The organism is Variovorax sp. H27-G14, assembly GCF_046156345.1.
In the GTDB taxonomy this organism is placed as follows: domain Bacteria; phylum Pseudomonadota; class Gammaproteobacteria; order Burkholderiales; family Burkholderiaceae_C; genus Variovorax.
Map to the genome: position 1 here is coordinate 58,016 of NZ_JAYLVN010000015.1, position 18,974 is coordinate 76,989.

General features: G+C 68.0%; 3 protein-coding genes. All 3 read left to right on the plus strand.

Features of this window, described 5'->3' with window-relative positions; translation table 11 throughout:
- The first annotated feature begins 8 nt into the window (after positions 1 to 8).
- The 3 genes from VLK31_RS26765 to VLK31_RS26775 are packed head-to-tail and all read left to right on the plus strand — an operon-like array spanning position 9 to position 18,972.
- A complete protein-coding gene (locus VLK31_RS26765) occupies positions 9 to 6,545 on the plus strand; it encodes an amino acid adenylation domain-containing protein (protein ID WP_409171506.1) in 6,537 nt (2,178 codons plus the stop codon).
- Positions 6,545 to 13,072, plus strand: coding sequence for an amino acid adenylation domain-containing protein (locus tag VLK31_RS26770; RefSeq protein WP_409171507.1), 6,528 nt, complete (start codon positions 6,545 to 6,547; stop codon positions 13,070 to 13,072). The genes VLK31_RS26765 and VLK31_RS26770 overlap by 1 nt, the downstream gene beginning before the upstream one ends.
- Positions 13,072 to 18,972 (plus strand): amino acid adenylation domain-containing protein, encoded by a 5,901-nt coding sequence (locus VLK31_RS26775; RefSeq protein WP_409171509.1) that lies wholly within the window; start codon positions 13,072 to 13,074, stop codon positions 18,970 to 18,972. The genes VLK31_RS26770 and VLK31_RS26775 overlap by 1 nt, the downstream gene beginning before the upstream one ends.
- Positions 18,973 to 18,974: the final 2 nt, after the last annotated feature.

Consider the following 18,974-nt stretch of genomic DNA (forward strand, 5'->3'; position numbering starts at 1 on the left):
CCCTCCCCATGCCCGATACCCAGGATATTTCCGCACGCCGCGCCAGCCTCAGCACGGAACAACGCGCCAGGTTGCAGCAACGCCTGCGCGGCGCCAACGCTGGCGCGAACACCGCCACGCACCAGGCAGAAAGCACCATCGCGCCTCGCCCGCACCGCGACCGCGCGCCGCTGTCCTCCGCGCAGCGCCGCCAGTGGTTCCTGTGGAAGCTGGACCCTGCGCGCACCGCCTATCACCTGAGCGGCGGGCTGGTGCTGACCGGCGCGCTCGACACTGCGGCGCTGCGCGCGAGCGTGCAGGCGCTGGTCGACCGGCACGAGTCGCTGCGCACCGTATTTCGCGAAGAGGGCGACGGCGGTGCCGAGCAGGTCATTCAAGAGGCCGCCGAGGTCGCGCTGCCTTGCATCGACCTGAGCGCGTTGGACACGCAGGCGCGCGCGGAAGCCGTGCGCCAGGAAGTGCAGCGCATCCGCACCGCGCCCTTCGACCTCACGCGCGGCCCGCTGATGCGCGCCGTGCTGCTGAAGACCGGCGCGCAGGCGCACCAACTGCTGGTGGTGATGCACCACATCGTGTCCGACGGCTGGTCGGTGCAGCTGTCGCTCGACGAGCTTGCCGCGCAGTACGCCGCGCGCGTGCAGGGCCGGGCGCCGGCGCTGCCCGCGCTGCCGGTGCAGTACGCCGACTACGCCGTGTGGCAGAACCAATGGCTCGATGGCGGCGAAGGCGAACGCCAGCTCGCCTGGTGGCGCGACCACCTTGGCACCGATCAGCCGGTGATGTCGCTGCACACCGACCGACCACGCAATGCCGACGGCCGCTACGGCTCGGCACGCGTCACTGTCGCCGTGCCCGCCCAGACCGTCGCACGGCTGCGTCAGCAGGCCCAGGGGCAGGGCGCCACGCTGTTCATGGCCTTGCTTGCGGGCTTCAATGCCTGGCTGTTCCGGCACTCCGGGCAGACCGACGCGCGCGTGGGCGTGCCCATTGCCAACCGCAACCGCACGGAGACGGCGGGCGTGGTGGGCTTCTTCGTCAACACGCAGGTGCTGCGCGCACGCATGGCCGCGCGCACCACGCTGGCCGAACTGCTGCTGCAAACGCGCGACACGGCCATCGGCGCGCAGACCCACCAGGACCTGCCCTTCGAGCAACTCGTCGGCGCGCTGCGGCCTGAACGCAGCCTGAGCGCGAACCCGCTGTTCCAGGTGATGTTCAACCACGTGCGGCGCGACCACCGCTCGCTGGCTGACTGGCCGGGCGTGTCGGTCGAGCGGCTGGACTTCGAGGAAGAAGACGCGCAGTTCGAGCTGACGCTACAGACGCTGGAGTTCGAGGACGGGCGCGTCGAGGCGACCTTCTTGTATGCGGCGGAGCTGTTCGACCGGGAGACGGTGGAGCGGATGGCGGGGCATTACCTGGCGGTGCTGGGGGCGTTGGCCGAGCAGCCGGAACTGGCGGTGGGGGACGTGGCGCTGCTGGGTGCGGCGGAGCGCACGCAGCTTCAAGAATGGAGCGAGAACGCGCGCCGGCACGAGGGCATGCAGCCCGTGCATCGACAGATCGAGGCGTATGCGAAGTCGAAGCCGCTGGCGCCTGCGCTGGTCTTTGGTGAGGAGGCGTTGAGCTATGCGGAACTCAATGCGCGAGCCAATCGATTGGCCCATCGATTGATCACCTTGGGCGTTGGCCCTGACGTGCTGGTCGGAATCTGCGTGGAGCGCTCCACCGAAATGATGGTGGGCATCCTTGCCATCCTCAAGGCTGGTGGCGCCTATGTGCCGCTCGACCCTGACTATCCCGCAGAACGTCTTTCGTACATGGTCGAAGACAGCGGCATTGCATTGTTGCTGACCCAGAGCCATCTGCGCTCGTTGATTCCCGGCGTCGATTCGCTGCAGGTGCTGGAACTCGACACGCTAGATACCGCTTCGGAGCCCGAAGCCGATCCCCAAGTCGCTCTGCATGGCGAACACCTCGCCTACGTCATCTACACCTCGGGCTCCACGGGTCGCCCCAAGGGCGCAGCGATTCGCCACTCAGCTCTGTTCAGTTGCATGGCGTGGATGCAAGAGTTCTACACGCTCGCAGGCGAAGACACCGTATTGCACAAGGCCCCGTTCGGCTTCGACGTGTCGGTGTGGGAGATGTTCTGGCCCCTGACCTCAGGTGCCAAACTCGTCATCGCGAACCCTGGTGATCACCGTGACCCGGTGCGACTGGTCGAACTGATCCAGCAGCACCAGATCACGACGCTGAACTTCGTGCCATCTATGCTGCAAGCCTTCCTGGCGTACGAAGGCATCGAAGCGACGACCAAGCTCAAACACATCATCTGCGGCGGCGAGGCGATGCCCGCGGCCACGCAGAAGGAAGCGCTTCAACGCCTTAGCGGCGCTACCTTGCAGAACCTGTACGGCCCGACCGAGACGACGATCCACGTCACGCAGTGGACTTGCAGGGACGATGGCAGCACGCAGGTGCCGATCGGCCGCCCGATCAGCGAGACGCAGGCGTACGTGCTGGACGCGAGCTTGAACGAAGTGCCGGTAGGCGTCGCTGGCGAGCTGTACCTTGGCGGCATCAACCTCGCGCGCGGCTACCTGAAGCGCGCAGGCCTGACCGCTGAAAGATTCATCGCAACTAACAACGGCCAGCGTCTGTACCGCACAGGCGACCTCGTGCGCTGGAACAACGAAGGCCAACTGGAGTACCTCGGCCGCATCGACCACCAAGTGAAGGTGCGTGGCTTCCGCATCGAGCTGGGAGAGATCGAGGCGCAACTGCAGGCACAGCCTGAAGTGAGAGAGGCAGTCGTCGTCGCGAATGAAGGCCCCGCAGGCGCGAGGCTCGTCGGCTACGTATCGGGCCAAGGCATCGACACGGCAGTCCTGAGAGAACGCCTGTCAGAAGCACTGCCCGACTACATGGTCCCCAGCGTGCTGATGGTGCTCGACGCACTGCCTCTGAACGCCAACGGCAAGGTCGACCGCAAGGCACTCCCCGCGCCCGATTTCACCAGCGACCAGGCCTACGAAGCGCCCGAGGGCGAGACCGAACAGGCGCTGGCCGCCATCTGGGCCGACGTGCTCGGCGTCGCCCGCGTGGGCCGCCACGACAACTTCTTCGCGCTTGGCGGCGACTCCATCCTCAGCCTGAAAGTCACCGCGCGCGCCGCACGGGCTGGTGTGCACCTCACGCCCAGGCAGATGTTTGCGCACCAGAGCGTCGCGCGCATCGCGCACGCGCTCCAAGGCGGCGGGTTCGCGCCCGTGCAGGCGATTCCCGTGCTGAGCGCCACTCAGCGCGCCGGCACGCTGGCGCTGTCGCATGCGCAGATGCGCCAATGGTTCCTGTGGCAGCTCGACCCGCAAAGCACCGCGTACCACATCAGCGGTGCGCTGAAGCTGGCGGGCCAGCTCGACGCCGAGGCCCTGCGCGCGAGTTTCGACACGCTGGTGCAGCGCCACGCGTCGCTGCGCACCGTGTTCCGTGCCGACGCACAAGGCTTGGCCGAACAGATCGTGCAGCCAGCCGTCCGCCTCGACCTGTCGATGCTCGACCTGGCCGCGCTCGGCAGCCAAACTGAGCGCAACACCGAGCGCGAGACCGAGCGCGACACCGAGCGCGACCGGCGCGCCCAGCAGGAAGCCCTGCGCCTGGGCCACACACCGTTCGATCTGAGCGAGGGCCCGCTGCTGCGCGTCGGCCTGATCCGCCTTGCGGCAGAAGAGCACATGCTGGTCGTGGTGATGCACCACATCGTGTCCGATGGTTGGTCGATGCAGGTGCTGGTCGACGAGTTCGTGGCGCTGTACCGTGCCCGCGTGCAGGGCACGGCGGCTTCATTGCCGGCGCTGCCGATCGAATACGCCGACTACGCCGCCTGGCAGCGCGACTGGCTGGAGGCCGGCGAACGCGACCGTCAGCTGGCGTACTGGACGCAGCAGCTCGGCACCGACCAGCCCGTGCTGCAGCTGCCCACCGACCACGCCCGCAAGGCCGACGGCCGCTACAGCGCCGTGCGGCACGGCTTCGACCTGCCGCACGATCTGGTTCGCCGATTGCACAAGCGGCTGCAGGGGGAGGGCGCCACGCTCTTCATGGGGCTGCTTGCGGGCTTTCAGGTACTGCTGAGCCGTTGCACCGGTGAGCCGGACATCCGCGTGGGCGTGCCGATTGCCAATCGACATCGCGCCGAGACCGAAGGCGTGATCGGCTTCTTCGTCAACACCCAGGTGCTGCGCACCGTGCTCGACGGGCGTGAAAGCCTGCAGCAAGTGCTGTCGCGCGCCAGAAACGCCGCGCTGGGCGCGCAGGCGCACCAGGACCTGCCGTTCGAGCAACTGGTCGAAGCCCTGCAACCCGAACGCGTGCTGGGTGCGAACCCGCTGTTCCAGGTCATGTTCAACCATCAGCGTGGCGACATTTCGGCACTTCGCAGGCTGCCCGGTCTCACGCTCACCGAGCGCGACCTGGGTGCGCAAGCGGCGCAGTTCGAGCTGACTCTGGAAACGACCGAGTACGCCGATGGCCGCGTGCTGGCAAGCCTGCGCTATGCGGCGGAGCTGTTTGCGCCGCAGACCATGGCGCGCATGGCGGGGCACTATCTGGCGGTGCTGAACGCGCTGGCCGACCATCCGGAGCAGACGGTGGGCGACGTTGCGTTGCTCGGTGAAGCCGAGCTTGCGCAACTTTCGTCGTGGGGCGCGCGCAAGCAAGTGGTTGCAGGGGGCGAGCCGATTCACCATCTGATCGAACGGCAGGTGCGCGCGCGCGCGGACGCAACCGCGCTGTGCTTCAACGACCAGACACTGAGCTACGGCGAACTCAACGCACGGGCGAACCGCCTGGCGCACCGTCTGATCGCCCTGGGTGTGCAGCCAGAGGCCAGGGTCGGCATTGCGATCGAGCGCTCCATCGAGATGGTGGTGGGCATCCTTGCGATCCTCAAGGCCGGTGGCGCGTACGTGCCGCTGGACCCAGCGTACCCGGCCGACCGCCTGGCCTACATGGTCGAGGACAGCGGCATCGCATTGCTGCTCACGCAGAGCCACCTTCAGGTGCCCGGCATTGACTCGCTGGAAGTCTTGGCACTGGACACGCTCGACCTGTCCGCCGAGCCCGACACCAACCCCGGGGTCGCGCTGCATGCCGAGAACCTCGCTTATGTCATCTACACCTCCGGCTCCACCGGCCGCCCCAAGGGCGCGCAACTGTGCCACCGCAACGTGAGCCGCCTGCTCGACGCGACCGACGCATGGTTCCACTTCGGTGCCGACGACGTGTGGACGATGTTCCATTCATACGCCTTCGACTTCTCCGTGTGGGAGATGTTCGGCGCGCTGTGCACAGGCGGCAGGCTGGTGGTCGTGCCTTTCTGGGTCAGCCGCTCGCCGGAAGACTTTTTGCAGCTGCTGCGCAACGAGCGCGTCACGGTGCTCAACCAGACGCCCTCGGCCTTCGGCCAACTGGCCAGTCTGCCCGGTGCGTATGAAGGCGGCCTGGCATTGCGCACGGTCATCTTCGGCGGGGAAGCACTCGACCCTCAGCGCCTGCGCGGCTGGATCGAGCACCACGGCGACGACAGCCCGCAGCTGATCAACATGTACGGCATCACCGAGACCACGGTGCACGTGACCTACCGGCGCATCACAGCGTCGGACCTCGGCCAGGCGCGCAGCCCCGTGGGCATTGCCATTCCCGACCTGGGCATGCGCGTGCTCGATGGGCAACTGAACCCCGCTCCGCTGGGGGTGGCGGGCGAGCTGTATGTCTCCGGGGCCGGGCTGGCGCGCGGCTACCTGAAGCGCCAAGGCCTGACGGCCGAGCGCTTCATCGCGGCCGACGACGGCGAGCGCCTGTACCGCACCGGTGACCTGGTGAAGTGGAACCACGAAGGGCAGCTGGAATACCTGGGCCGCATCGACCACCAGGTGAAGGTGCGGGGTTTCCGCATCGAGCTGGGGGAGATCGAGGCCGGGTTGCTGGCGAGCCCGCAAGTGCGCGAAGCAGTAGTGGTTGCCAAAGAAGGCCCGACGGGCACGCGGCTCGTGGGCTATGTGTCCGCGCATGCGGGCCGGTCAATCGACGTGGCCGCGCTGCGAAAGCAACTGAGCGAATCGTTGCCGGACTACATGGTGCCCGCCGTGCTGGTGGTGCTCGATGCACTGCCGCTGAACACGAACGGCAAGGTAGACCGCAAGGCGCTGCCGCAGCCGGAGTTCACTGCAGGCAACGCCTACGAAGCGCCAGTGGGCGAGACGGAACAGAAGCTGGCCGCCATCTGGGCCGAGGTGCTGGGCGTGGAGCGCGTGGGGCGCAACGACAACTTCTTCGAACTCGGCGGCCATTCGCTGCTGTCCGCGCGGCTCGTGGCGCGCCTGCATGCCGCCATGCACAGCGAACTCACGATCCGCGATGTCTTCCAGCACCCGACCCTGGCCGCCATGGCCGCCCGGATCGCCGACGGTTTGCGCGGCGTTCCCGTGGACCAGGCCCTTTCAGAAATCGATTCGCTGATCGACAGCATGGAGACCGTTTGATGGAAAGCACCGCAACCCGTCGCATCGCCGAGCGCTTCTCCCGGTTGTCGACCGAGCAGCGCCGCGTGGTGTACGAGGGGATCCGTTCCAAGGGACTGACGCTCGACCAGTTTCCCATCCTGCCGCGTGAAGACGCCGCGCAAGACCACTGCCATGTGTCCTATGCGCAACTGCGCCAGTGGTTCCTGTGGCAGCTGGACCCGCAGAGCACGGCGTACCACATCAGCGGTGCGTTGCGGCTCGTTGGCGTGCTCGACGTGCAGGCAGTACGGGCGAGCTTCGCAGCGCTGGTGCGGCGCCACGCGTCGCTGCGCACGGTCTTTCGCGCCGTGGCCGACGGGCTGGTGGAGCAGGTGATCCGCGAAGCCGCCGAACCCGACTTCTCGCTGATAGACCTCAGCGGCGTGTCGTCGCTCCCCGAGCGGGAGGCACTTGCGCAGCAGGAGAGCCTGCGCCTGGGCGAGACCCTGTTCGACCTTGGTGAGGGCCCGCTGCTGCGGATCGGCCTGATCCGGCTGTCGGCCGAGACGCATGTGCTGGTGGTCGTCATGCACCACATCGTGTCCGACGGCGCGTCGATGCAGATCCTCGTGGACGAGTTCGTGGCGCAGTACCGCGCACAGGTGCAAGGCACCGACGCGGAGCTGGAACCCCTGCCGGTCCAGTATGCGGACTATGCGGTCTGGCAACGAAACTGGCTGGAGGCGGGCGAGCGCGAGCGGCAATTGGCGTACTGGAGGGCGCAGCTCGGCATCGAGCAGCCGGTGCTGCAGTTGCCGCTCGATCATGTGCGTGCACCCGGCTTGCGCCACCGCGCGCGCCTGCACGGCACCGAGCTGCCGAAGGTGCTGGTGCAGGCCCTGCAGAAGCGGGCGCAGGACGAAAACGCAACCCTGTTCATGGTGCTGCTGGCGGGCTTTCAGGCGCTGCTGGCGCGCTACAGCGGCCAGCAGGACATTCGCATCGGCGTGCCGATCGCCAATCGCCATCGGCTGGAGACCGAAGGCGTGGTGGGCTTCTTCGTCAACACGCAGGTGCTGCGCGGCGTCGTGCAGGGGCGTTCGAGTCTTGCGCAGGTGCTGGCACAGGCGAGGGAAGCGGCACTGGGCGCGCAGACCCATCAGGACCTGCCTTTCGAGCAGCTGGTGGAGGCGCTGCAGCCCGAGCGCAGTGTCGGCGCCAACCCGCTGTTCCAGGTGATGTTCAATCACCAGCGCGGCGGCTTCGCGGGACTGGAGGCGTTGCAGGGCCTGGCGCTCACACCTTACGACCTGGGGGAACAAGCGGCCCAGTTCGACCTGATGCTGATCGCAGACGAAGGGCCGGATGGCCGCGTGCATGCGAACTTCAGCTACGCGGCGGCGCTTTTCGAGCCATCGACCATCGAACGCATGGCGCAGCACTACCAGGCTGTGCTGCAGGCCTTCGCGGACCGGCCCGATCAAACGGTCAGCGAGGTGGCGCTTCTGGGCGAGGCCGAGCGTGCGCAGTTGCGGCAGTGGAGCGTGAACGGGCAGCGCCATGCGGGAGAGCAGCCGGTGCACCGGCTGATCGAACAGCAGGTGCAAGAACGCCCCGATGCGCCGGCGCTGTGCTTCAACGAGCAGACCCTGAGCTACGGCGAACTCAACGCACGGGCCAACCGCCTGGCGCACCGGCTGATCGCATCGGGCGTGAAGCCGGAGACCCGGGTGGGCATTGCGGTAGAGCGCTCCATCGAGATGGTGGTGGGCATCCTTGCGATCCTCAAGGCCGGCGGCGCGTATGTGCCGCTGGATCCGGAGTACCCGGCCGACCGCCTGGCCTACATGGTGGAGGACAGCGGCATCGCATTGCTGCTCATGCAGAGCCACCTGCAGGTGCCCGGCATTGATTCGCTGGAAGTCTTGGCACTGGACACGCTCGACCTGTCCGCCGAACCCGACACCAACCCCGAGCTCGACCTCCACGGCGAGCACCTGGCCTACGTCATCTACACCTCCGGCTCCACCGGCCGCCCCAAGGGCACGGCGAACCGCCACATAGCCCTTTACAACCGCCTGGCCTGGATGCAGGACGCCTACCGCCTCGGTGCCGCAGATGCTGTGCTGCAGAAGACCCCGTTCAGCTTCGACGTGTCGGTGTGGGAGTTCTTCTGGCCGCTGATGCATGGCGCCCGGCTGGTGGTGGCCAAGCCCGGGGACCACCGCGACCCCGAGTTGCTGTCGGCGCTGGTCCGTCGCCACGGCATCACCACGCTGCACTTCGTGCCGTCGATGCTGCAGGCGTTCCTTGCGCACGACGGCGTGGAGGCCTGCACGAGCCTCACGCGCATCGTTTGCAGCGGCGAGGCACTGCCGGCCGAGGCGCAGAACGCGGTGTTCCGACGGCTGCCTGGCGCTGCTCTCTACAACCTGTACGGCCCGACGGAAGCAGCGATCGACGTGACGCACTGGACGTGCCGCGACGACGGGCGCACGCAGGTTCCGATCGGCCGGCCGATCAGTGGTATCCAGACCCATGTGCTCGATGCGGCGTTGAACGAGGTGCCGGTGGGTGTGGCCGCAGAGCTTTACCTGGGGGGCGTGGGCCTTGCTCGTGGCTACCTGAACCGCCAGGGCCTGACGGCGGAGCGCTTCATCGCAGCCGACGACGGCGAGCGCCTGTACCGCACCGGCGATCTGGTGAAGTGGAACCACGAAGGGCAGCTGGAGTACCTGGGCCGCATCGACCACCAGGTGAAGGTGCGGGGCTTCCGCATCGAGCTGGGGGAGATCGAGGCGCAACTGCAGGCCCAGCCCGAGGTTCGAGAAGCCGTGGTCGTCGCCGACGAAGGCCCGACGGGCACACGGCTCGTGGGCTATGTGTCGGGACAAGACATCGACACAACTGTCTTGCGCGAACGCCTCGGTAAAGCATTGCCCGACTACATGGTGCCGGCGCTGCTGGTGGTGCTCGATGCACTGCCGCTGAACACGAACGGCAAGGTAGACCGCAAGGCGCTGCCGCAGCCGGAGTTCACTGCAGGCAACGCCTACGAAGCGCCAGTGGGCGAGACAGAACAGAAGCTGGCCGCCATCTGGGCCGAGGTGCTGGGCGTGGAGCGCGTGGGCCGCAACGACGACTTCTTCGAACTCGGTGGCCACTCGCTGCTCGCACTCGGCCTGCTGGAGCGGATGCGCGCGGCGGGGTGGGTGGTGCCGGTTCGTACGCTGTTCCAACAGCCCCGGTTCTCTGCGTTCGTGCAGGCCATGTCGCAAGCCGCCCCCCGCCCCGAGGTCGAGGTGCCTCCCAACGGCATCCCTGGCGACGGTTGCGAAGCGATCACGCCGCAGATGCTCACGCTGGTGACGCTGAACGCGCAGCAGATCGCGGCCGTCGCGGCCGAAGTGCCGGGAGGTGCGGCCAACATCCAGGACATCTATCCGCTGGTGCCGATGCAGGAGGGCATGCTCTTCCATCACCTGCTGCAGACCCAAGGCGATGCCTACGTGACACTGAACAGCCTGAGCTTCGACACCCGGCAGCGGCTGGAGCGGTTCGTCGCGAGCTTCAACGAGGTGATTGCACGGCACGACATCCTGCGCACGGCGGTGCTGTGGGAGGGGCTGCCCGAACCGGTGCAGGTGGTGTACCGAAAAGCGGTGCTGCAACTTCAATGGCTGGAGAGTACGCAGCAGCTCGAAGCCATGGTCGACCCGAGGCACTACCGCATCGACGTGCGTCGGGCGCCGATGCTCAGCGCCATCGCCGCCCATGACGCGGCCACCGGCAAGTGGCTGCTGCAGGTGCCGAACCATCACCTGGTCGTGGACCACACGACGATCGAACGCATCGTGGAAGAGATCGCGCTGATCCAGCAGGGCCGTGCGCACGCACTGGCCGCCCCGGTGGCGTTCCGGCATTTCGTGGCGCAGGCGCGGCTGGGCGTCAGCCAGGCGGAGCACGAGGCGTTCTTCCGGCAGATGCTGGGTGATGTGCAGGAACCGACGGCGCCCTTCAACCTGCTCGACGTGCAGGGCGACGGCAGCCGTGTGAAGGAGGCCCGGCGCCTGATGGACATCGGGCTGGCCAGGCAGGCGCGACGCCAGGCGCAGCGCCATGGTGTGAGCGCGGCGACGCTGTTCCACCTCGCCTGGGCGCTGGTGGTCGGCAAGGCCAGCGGCAAGGACGACGTGGTGTTCGGCACCGTGCTCTTCGGACGCATGCAAGGCGGCGCGGACGCCGGCCGGGCGCTCGGCATGTTCATCAACACGCTGCCGCTGCGCGTGCGGCTGGGCGCGCAGGACGTGGTGCAGTGCCTGCGCCAGACGCATGCCGCGCTCAGCGACCTGATGCACCACGAGTACGCCAGCTTGCCGCTTGCGCTGCGTTGCAGCGGGCTGTCGGAGCGAACGCCGCTTTTCACGTCCTTGCTGAACTACCGGTACAGCGTGCAGCCCCGGGCAGGCGAGGAGAACCAGGACTGGCAGGGCATGGAAATGCTGGCCCGCAGGGAGCGCACCAACTACCCGTTCGACATGTCGGTGGACGACCTGGGCGAGGGCTTCGAACTGGTGGCGCAGGTTCATGAGGCCGTCGATGCGCAGCGCGTCTGCAGCCTGATGCATGCCGCGGTCGAGGCCGTCGTGCAGGCGCTGGCCGCACCGGCGGGGCGGCTGGCATGCCAGCTGGAGGTGGTGCCCGAAGCCGAGCTTGCGCAGCTGGCGTCGTGGGGCGCGCGCAAGCAAGTGGTTGCAGGGGGCGAGCCGATTCACCATCTGATCGAACGGCAGGTGCGCGCACAGCCCGACGCCCTGGCGCTGTCTTTCAACGACCAGACCCTGAGCTACGGCGAACTCAACGCCCGGGCGAACCGCCTGGCGCACCGGCTGATCGCCTTGGGTGTGCAGCCAGAGGCCAGGGTCGGCATTGCGGTGGAGCGCTCCATCGAGATGGTGGTGGGCATCCTGGCGATCCTCAAGGCCGGCGGCGCGTACGTGCCGCTGGACCCGGAGTACCCGGCCGACCGCCTGGCCTACATGGTGGAGGACAGCGGCATCGCATTGCTGCTCACGCAGAGCCACCTTCAGGTGCCCGGCATTGATTCGCTGGAAGTCTTGGCACTGGACACGCTCGACCTGTCCGCCGAGCCCGACACCAACCCCGGGGTCGCGCTGCATGGCGAGAACCTCGCTTATGTCATCTACACCTCCGGCTCCACTGGCCGCCCCAAGGGCGCGCAACTGTGCCACCGCAACGTGAGCCGCCTGCTCGACGCGACCGACGCATGGTTCCACTTCGGTGCCGACGACGTGTGGACGATGTTCCATTCATACGCCTTCGACTTCTCCGTGTGGGAGATGTTCGGCGCGCTGTGCACAGGCGGCAGGCTGGTGGTCGTGCCTTTCTGGGTCAGCCGCTCGCCGGAAGACTTTTTGCAGCTGCTGCGCAACGAGCGCGTCACGGTGCTCAACCAGACGCCCTCGGCCTTCGGCCAACTGGCCAGTCTGCCCGGTGCGTATGAAGGCGGCCTGGCATTGCGCACGGTCATCTTCGGCGGGGAAGCACTCGACCCTCAGCGCCTGCGCGGCTGGATCGAGCACCACGGCGACGACAGCCCGCAGCTGATCAACATGTACGGCATCACCGAGACCACGGTGCACGTGACCTACCGGCGCATCACAGCGTCGGACCTCGGCCAGGCGCGCAGCCCCGTGGGCATTGCCATTCCCGACCTGGGCATGCGCGTGCTCGACGGGCAACTGAACCCCGCTCCGCTGGGGGTGGCGGGCGAGCTGTATGTCTCCGGGGCCGGGCTGGCGCGCGGCTACCTGAAGCGCCAAGGCCTGACGGCCGAGCGCTTCATCGCGGCCGACGACGGCGAGCGCCTGTACCGCACCGGCGATCTGGTGAAGTGGAACCAAGAAGGGCAGCTGGAGTACCTGGGCCGCATCGACCACCAGGTGAAGGTGCGGGGGTTCCGCATCGAGCTGGGTGAAATCGAGGCCGGGTTGCTGGCGAGCCCGCAAGTGCGCGAAGCAGTAGTGGTTGCCAAAGAAGGCCCGACGGGCACGCGGCTCGTGGGCTATGTGTCGGGGCGGGATATCGACACAAGCGTCGTGCGCGAACGCCTCGGTGAAGCATTGCCCGACTACATGGTGCCGACGCTGCTGGTGGTGCTCGATGCACTGCCACTGAACACGAACGGCAAGGTGGACCGCAAGGCGCTGCCGCAGCCGGAGTTCACTGCAGGCAACGCCTACGAAGCGCCAGTGGGCGAGACGGAACAGAAGCTGGCCGCCATCTGGGCCGAGGTGCTGGGTGTGGAGCGCGTGGGCCGCAACGACAACTTCTTCGAACTCGGCGGCCATTCGCTGGCCGTGCTGCAGGCGCAGACGCGCACGCAGTCCGAGCTGGGCGTGCGGCTGCCGCTCGCTATCTATTTCCAGCGCATGTCGCTGGTCGCAATCGGCGAGGCCGTGACACAGATGCGCTCGACCGAGATCGCCGAGGAAGCCGGGGACCTGGACCAGATGGCCAGCCTGTTGGAAGCACTGGAAGACTGATGGAACAAAAGAAGCACGAACTGGCGCAGCGATTCGCCCGCCTGCCTGCCGAGAAGCAGAAGGCCTTTCTGGCCTTGCTGCAGCAGCAGAAGATCGACTTTGCGCGCCTTCCGATCGTCGGGGCGCAGCCAGCGGCGCGCGGCAGGCCCTCGTATGCGCAGGCGCGCCAATGGTTCCTCTGGCAGCTGGACCCACAGAGCACGGCGTACCACATCGGCGGTGCGCTGATGCTGGCGGGCCGGCTCGACGTGGATGCCGTGCGCGCAAGCTTTGCAGCGCTGGTGCAGCGCCACGAGTCCTTGCGCACTGTCTTTCGCCCCGCGGACGGCGGCGGCGCCGAAGCGGTGATCCGCGATGGCGTCGAAGCCGACTTCACGGTGCTCGATCTGGGCGGCGTGACGTCGCAGGACGAGCGCGAGGCGCGCAGCAGGGCGCAGGTCGATCGCCTGAGCGGCACGCCCTTCGATCTCGCAGACGGGCCGCTGCTGCGCGTGGGGCTGATCCGCATGGCGCCCGAGGCGCACATGCTCGTGGTGGTGATGCACCACATCGTGTCCGACGGCGCGTCGATGCAGATCCTGGTGAACGAGTTCGTGGCGCAGTACGCCGCGCGCGTGCGGGGCGGTTTGCAGGGCAGTTTGCAGGGCAGTGCGCCAGTGCTGCAGCCGCTGCCGATTCAGTACGCCGACTACGCCGCGTGGCAGCGCAACTGGCTCGAGGCTGGCGAGCGAGAGCGGCAACTGGCCTACTGGACGCAGCACGTCGGCACCGAGCATCCGGTGCTGCAATTGCCAGCGGACAACCCCCGGCGCACCGATGGCCGCTACAGCCTGGCGCGCCACACCTTCGAACTGCCGCCTGCTTTGACCGGGGGGCTGCTACGCCGCGCGCAGGCGCAGGGCGCCACGCTGTTCATGACGCTGCTCGCGGGCTTTCAGGTGCTGTTGAGCCGCTACACCGGTCAACTGGACGTTCGCGTGGGCGTGCCGATTGCCAACCGGCACCGGGCCGAGACCGAAGGCCTGATCGGTTTCTTCGTCAACACGCAGGTGCTGCGCAGCGTGCTCGATGGGCGCGAGAGCCTGTTGCAGGTGCTGGCCCGCGCGAAGGATGCCGCGCTGGGTGCCCAGGCGCACCAGGACCTGCCCTTCGAACAGTTGGTGGAGGCGCTGCAGCCCGAACGCGTGCTGGGCGCGAACCCGCTGTTCCAGGTGCTGTTCAACCACCAGCGCGGCGATGCCGGTGCGCTGCAAGGCATGCCCGGCCTGACGCTGACCGAATGCGACCTGGGTGCGCAGGCAGCCCAGTTCGAGCTCACGCTGGAAACCACCGAAGACGCCAATGGCCGTGTGCAGGCCAGCCTGCGCTACGCGGCAGAGCTCTTCGAACCCCCGACCATCGCACGCATGGCCGGCCACTACCTGGCGGTGCTGAACGCACTGGCCGAGCATCCCGAGCAGACGGTGGGCGGCGTGGCATTGTTGGGCGAAGCCGAGCAGGCGCAGTTGCACGGTTGGGGCGTGAATGCACGACGCCATGACGTCGACACCCCCGTGCACCGGTTGATCGAACGCCAGGCCCGGCAGACACCCGAGGCGGTGGCGCTCGTGTGCGGCGACGAAGCCCTGAGCTACGCGCAACTCAATGCGCGGGCGAACCGCCTGGCGCACCGTTTGATGGCGCGGGGTGTGAAGCCGGAAAGCATGGTGGGCATTGCCGTGGAGCGCTCGATCGACATGGTGGTGGGCCTGCTCGCGATCCTGAAGGCCGGGGGTGCCTACGTGCCGCTGGACCCGGAGTACCCCCCTGAGCGCCTGGCCTACATGGTGGCCAGCAGCGGCATCCGCCTGCTGCTCGCGCAGAGCCACCAGCATGAACTGGTGGCGCAGCTCTCGGCCGCGACCGAGGGGCTGCAGGTGCTTGTGCTCGATGCCTTGCCCACCGCCCACGAGTCTGCAGATGAGCCGGCCAATGGCTTGGCCGATGACCTGACCAATGACCCGCAGGTGCCCTCGAACGGGCACAACCTCGCCTACGTGATCTATACCTCGGGCTCGACCGGCAAGCCCAAGGGGGTGATGGTGCGGCATGCCGCGCTCAGCCACTTTCTGTCGAGCATGCGCGAGGCGCCCGGCCTCTCGGGCGACGACGTGCTCCTGGCCGTGACCTCGCTGTCCTTCGACATCGCTGCGCTGGAGCTCTATTTGCCGCTGGTGTGCGGCGCACGGCTGGTGCTCGCGGCGAAGCACGTGGCCCGCGATGGCGAAGCGCTCGGGCGCTTGTTGCGCGACAGCGGCGCCACGGTGCTGCAATCGACGCCGTCGGGCTGGCGGCTGCTCGAGGCCGACCTGCGACTGCACGGCCGGCCAGCGCGGCTCAAGGGCCTGTGCGGTGGCGAGGCGCTGCAGGCCGACCTGGCACACAGCCTGTGCGAACTCGGCATCGAGCTGTGGAACATGTACGGTCCGACCGAAACGACCATCTGGTCGACGGCCGATCGCGTGGAACGTCTGCCTGGTGTGCCGCACATCGGCAGCCCCATCGCCGACACCCAGGTTCGCGTGCTCGACGAAGCGCTCTGCCTGGCGCCGACCGGCGTGGCGGGCGAGCTCTACCTGGGCGGCATCGGGCTGGCACGCGGCTATTTCGGCCGTGCCGCGCTGAGTGCGGAACGCTTCGTGGCGGACCCGTTCGACGCGGCGGGCGGGCGCCTCTACCGCACGGGCGATCTCGTGCGCTGGAGCGGCCACGGTCGGCTCGAGTATCTGGGGCGCATCGACCACCAGGTGAAGATCCGCGGCTTTCGCATCGAGCTGGGCGAGATCGAAACCCGGTTGCTGGCGCAGCCGGAAGTGCGCGAAGCCGTGGTGGTCGCCGGCGAAGGCCCGGCCGGTGCACGCCTGGTGGGCTACGTGTCGCTGCACGGCGCGCAGGCGGTCGATGCGCCCGTGCTGCGCGAACGGCTGGGCCGCGCCTTGCCCGACTACATGGTGCCTTCGGTGATCGTGCTGCTCGGCGCGCTGCCGCTGACCCCGAACGGCAAGGTCGACCGCAAGGCGCTGCCGCAGCCGGAAGTCACCCACGACCAGGCCTACGAGGCGCCGCAGGGCGAGCTGGAGGAGGCGCTGGCGGCGATCTGGGCGCAGGTGCTGGGCCTGCCGCGCGTCGGGCGCCACGACAACTTCTTCGAGATCGGCGGCCACTCGCTGCTGGCCACCCGGATCGCCTCGCGCGTGCGCGAGACGATCGACCTCGACCTGCCGTTGCGCCGGATCTTCGAGCACCCCGTGCTGCATGCGCTTGCGAGCCACCTCCAGGAGGCGCAGGGCAGCCATCGCACGGGCGGCGAGGCCGGCGCCGTGTCGACTCTGCAGCCGACGCTGCTACCGGTCGTGCGCACCGTGCAGATGAAGCTCTCGCCCGCGCAGCAGCGGCTGTGGCTGGTCGACCGCCTGTCCGGCAAGGGGGTTGCCTACAACATCACGGCGGCGCTGCGGCTTCGGGGCGCGGTGGACGCCGATGTACTGCGCGCCACGCTCGACGCCATCGTCGCTCGGCACGAGGTGCTGCGCACCACCTACCCGCAGGACGACGAGGGCGAGCCCGTGGCGTGTGTCCAGTTGCCCGGCCCGCTCGCCGTGCCGTTGCGCGATCTCGCGGGCCTTGCGCTCGCGCAGCAGCAAGCCGAGGTGCAGGCCGCGCAGGACGCCCACGCGCGCACCGTGTTCGACCTGGCCGCGGGGCCGCTGCTGGCTGCCACGGTGCTGCGCACCGCGCCCGACACGCACCTGTTGCTGCTGTGCGTGCATCACATCGTGTTCGACGGCTGGTCGGAATCGATCTTCGTGCAGGACTTCATGGCCATCTACGCAGCGCTGCGCGAGCGCAGGGGCGCGGTGCTGCCGCCGTTGCGCGTGCAGTACGCCGACTATGCCGACTGGCACCATCGCAAGCTCGCGCAGCGCTTCGACCAGGAGGCGGCGTTCTGGCGCGGCTACCTCGACGGCGCCCCCGCGCTGTCCACCTTCAGGCCCGACCACGCACGCCCCCGCACGGCATCCACGGCCGGCGACGCCGTCGCCATCGAGGTCGACAAGCAACTGGCGCAGGCGCTGCGCGCGCTGGCCCGGCAGCACGGCACCTCGCTCTACACGCTGCTGCTGTCAGTGTTCCTGCTGGTGCTGCACCGGCAGGCCGGCGCGCAGGACCTGGTGATCGGCACCGACGTGGCCGGGCGCGGCCATCCCGACCTGGAAAAGCTCATCGGCTTCTTCGTCGGCGTGGTGCCGCTGCGCTCGCGCATGGCCGCGGAACTCACGTTCGCGCAGTGGCTGGCGCAGGTCAAGGAGAGCACCTTGTCCGCCTTCGAGCACCAGGACGTGCCGTTCGACCAGATCGTCGAGCTTGCGGGCGTACCCCGCAGCCAGCAGCACAACCCGCTGGTGCAGGTGCTGTTCGTCATGCAGAACATGCCGGTGAGCCGGCTGGAGATGGCCGGCGTCGTCATCGAGGCCGTGGAACAGCCCGTGGTCGCATCGAAGTTCGACCTGGCGGTGTTCGTGAGCGAGAGCGATTCGGACGGCACGCGCAGCAAGGGCAGTACCGGCTTCACCGGCTTCACCGCCAACTGGGTCTACGCCACCAGCCTGTACCGGCGCGAGTCGATCGAACAGGCCGCCGCCGCATGGCGCGATCTCCTGCAACAGGTGGCCACATCGCCAACCGGAATGCTGGAGAACCTTGTCACTCCCATCCCTCTGGAAACCCCAACCATGTCATCTCCGTCTCCCGTGCCGGGCAAGCTGCACAAGCTCAAGAAACTCGTGGACAAGGACCGCACCGGCGCGCAGGCGCCACGCCTGCCGGTGCGCACTTCGTTCCTGTCGACAGAACGCAATTTTCCGCTCGTGATCGAAGCCACCGGCGGCGACCTCGATGCGGTGGCCTGGGCGCGCGAGCAGCGCGAGTTCATCGAGGCCCACTTGCGCACCCATGGCGCCATCCTGCTGCGCAACTTCGGCCTGCGCACGCCACAGGAGTTCGAGGCCTTCGCGGAAGTGATCGAACCGGAGCTCTATGGCGGCTACGGCGACCTGCCGAAGAAGGAAGGCGGCAAGAACACCTACCGGTCCACGCCGTACCCCGAGCGCCAGATGATCCTGTACCACAACGAGAGTTCGCACCTGGACCGCTGGCCGCGCAAGCAGTGGTTCTTCTGCGAGCTGCCCTCGCCCGTGGGCGGCGCCACGCCCATCGTCGATTGCCGCGAGATGCTGCGCCGCCTGCCGGGCGAAGTGGTGGCCGGGTTCGAGCGCAAGGGGCTGCTCTACGTGCGCACGTTCACGCCCAATTTCGACGTGAGCTGGCAGACCTTCTTCAAGACCGACAGCAAGGCCGAGGTCGAGGCCCGCCTTGCGGGTGCCGACATCGGCTGGCGCTGGCTGGACGAAGACACGCTGCAGACCCGCACCCGCTGCCCGGCGGTGATCACGCACCCCGTCACCGGCGAGCGCGTGTTCTTCAACCAGGTTCAGTTGCACCACGTGAGTTGCCTGGAGCCCGAGGTGCGAGAGGACCTGGTGGCCATGGCCGGGCTGGACCGCCTGCCGCGGCACGTGACCTACGGCGACGGCTCGCCGATTGCCGACGAAACCATGGCCATCGTGGGCCGTGCCTACGAGGAATGCGCCGTGCGCTTCGACTGGCGCCAGGGTGACGTCGTGATGCTCGACAACATGCTCGCCGCCCATGCGCGCGACCCGTACGAGGGCCCGCGCAAGATCGTGGTGGCGATGGGCGCCATGTGCGACCGCGCCGCGCTGCAGGTGCCGACAGCGCGCATGCCGAGCGTGCCGGGCGTGTCTGCACAGGCATCGGTCGCCCTGGCGGCAGGAGGCTGATT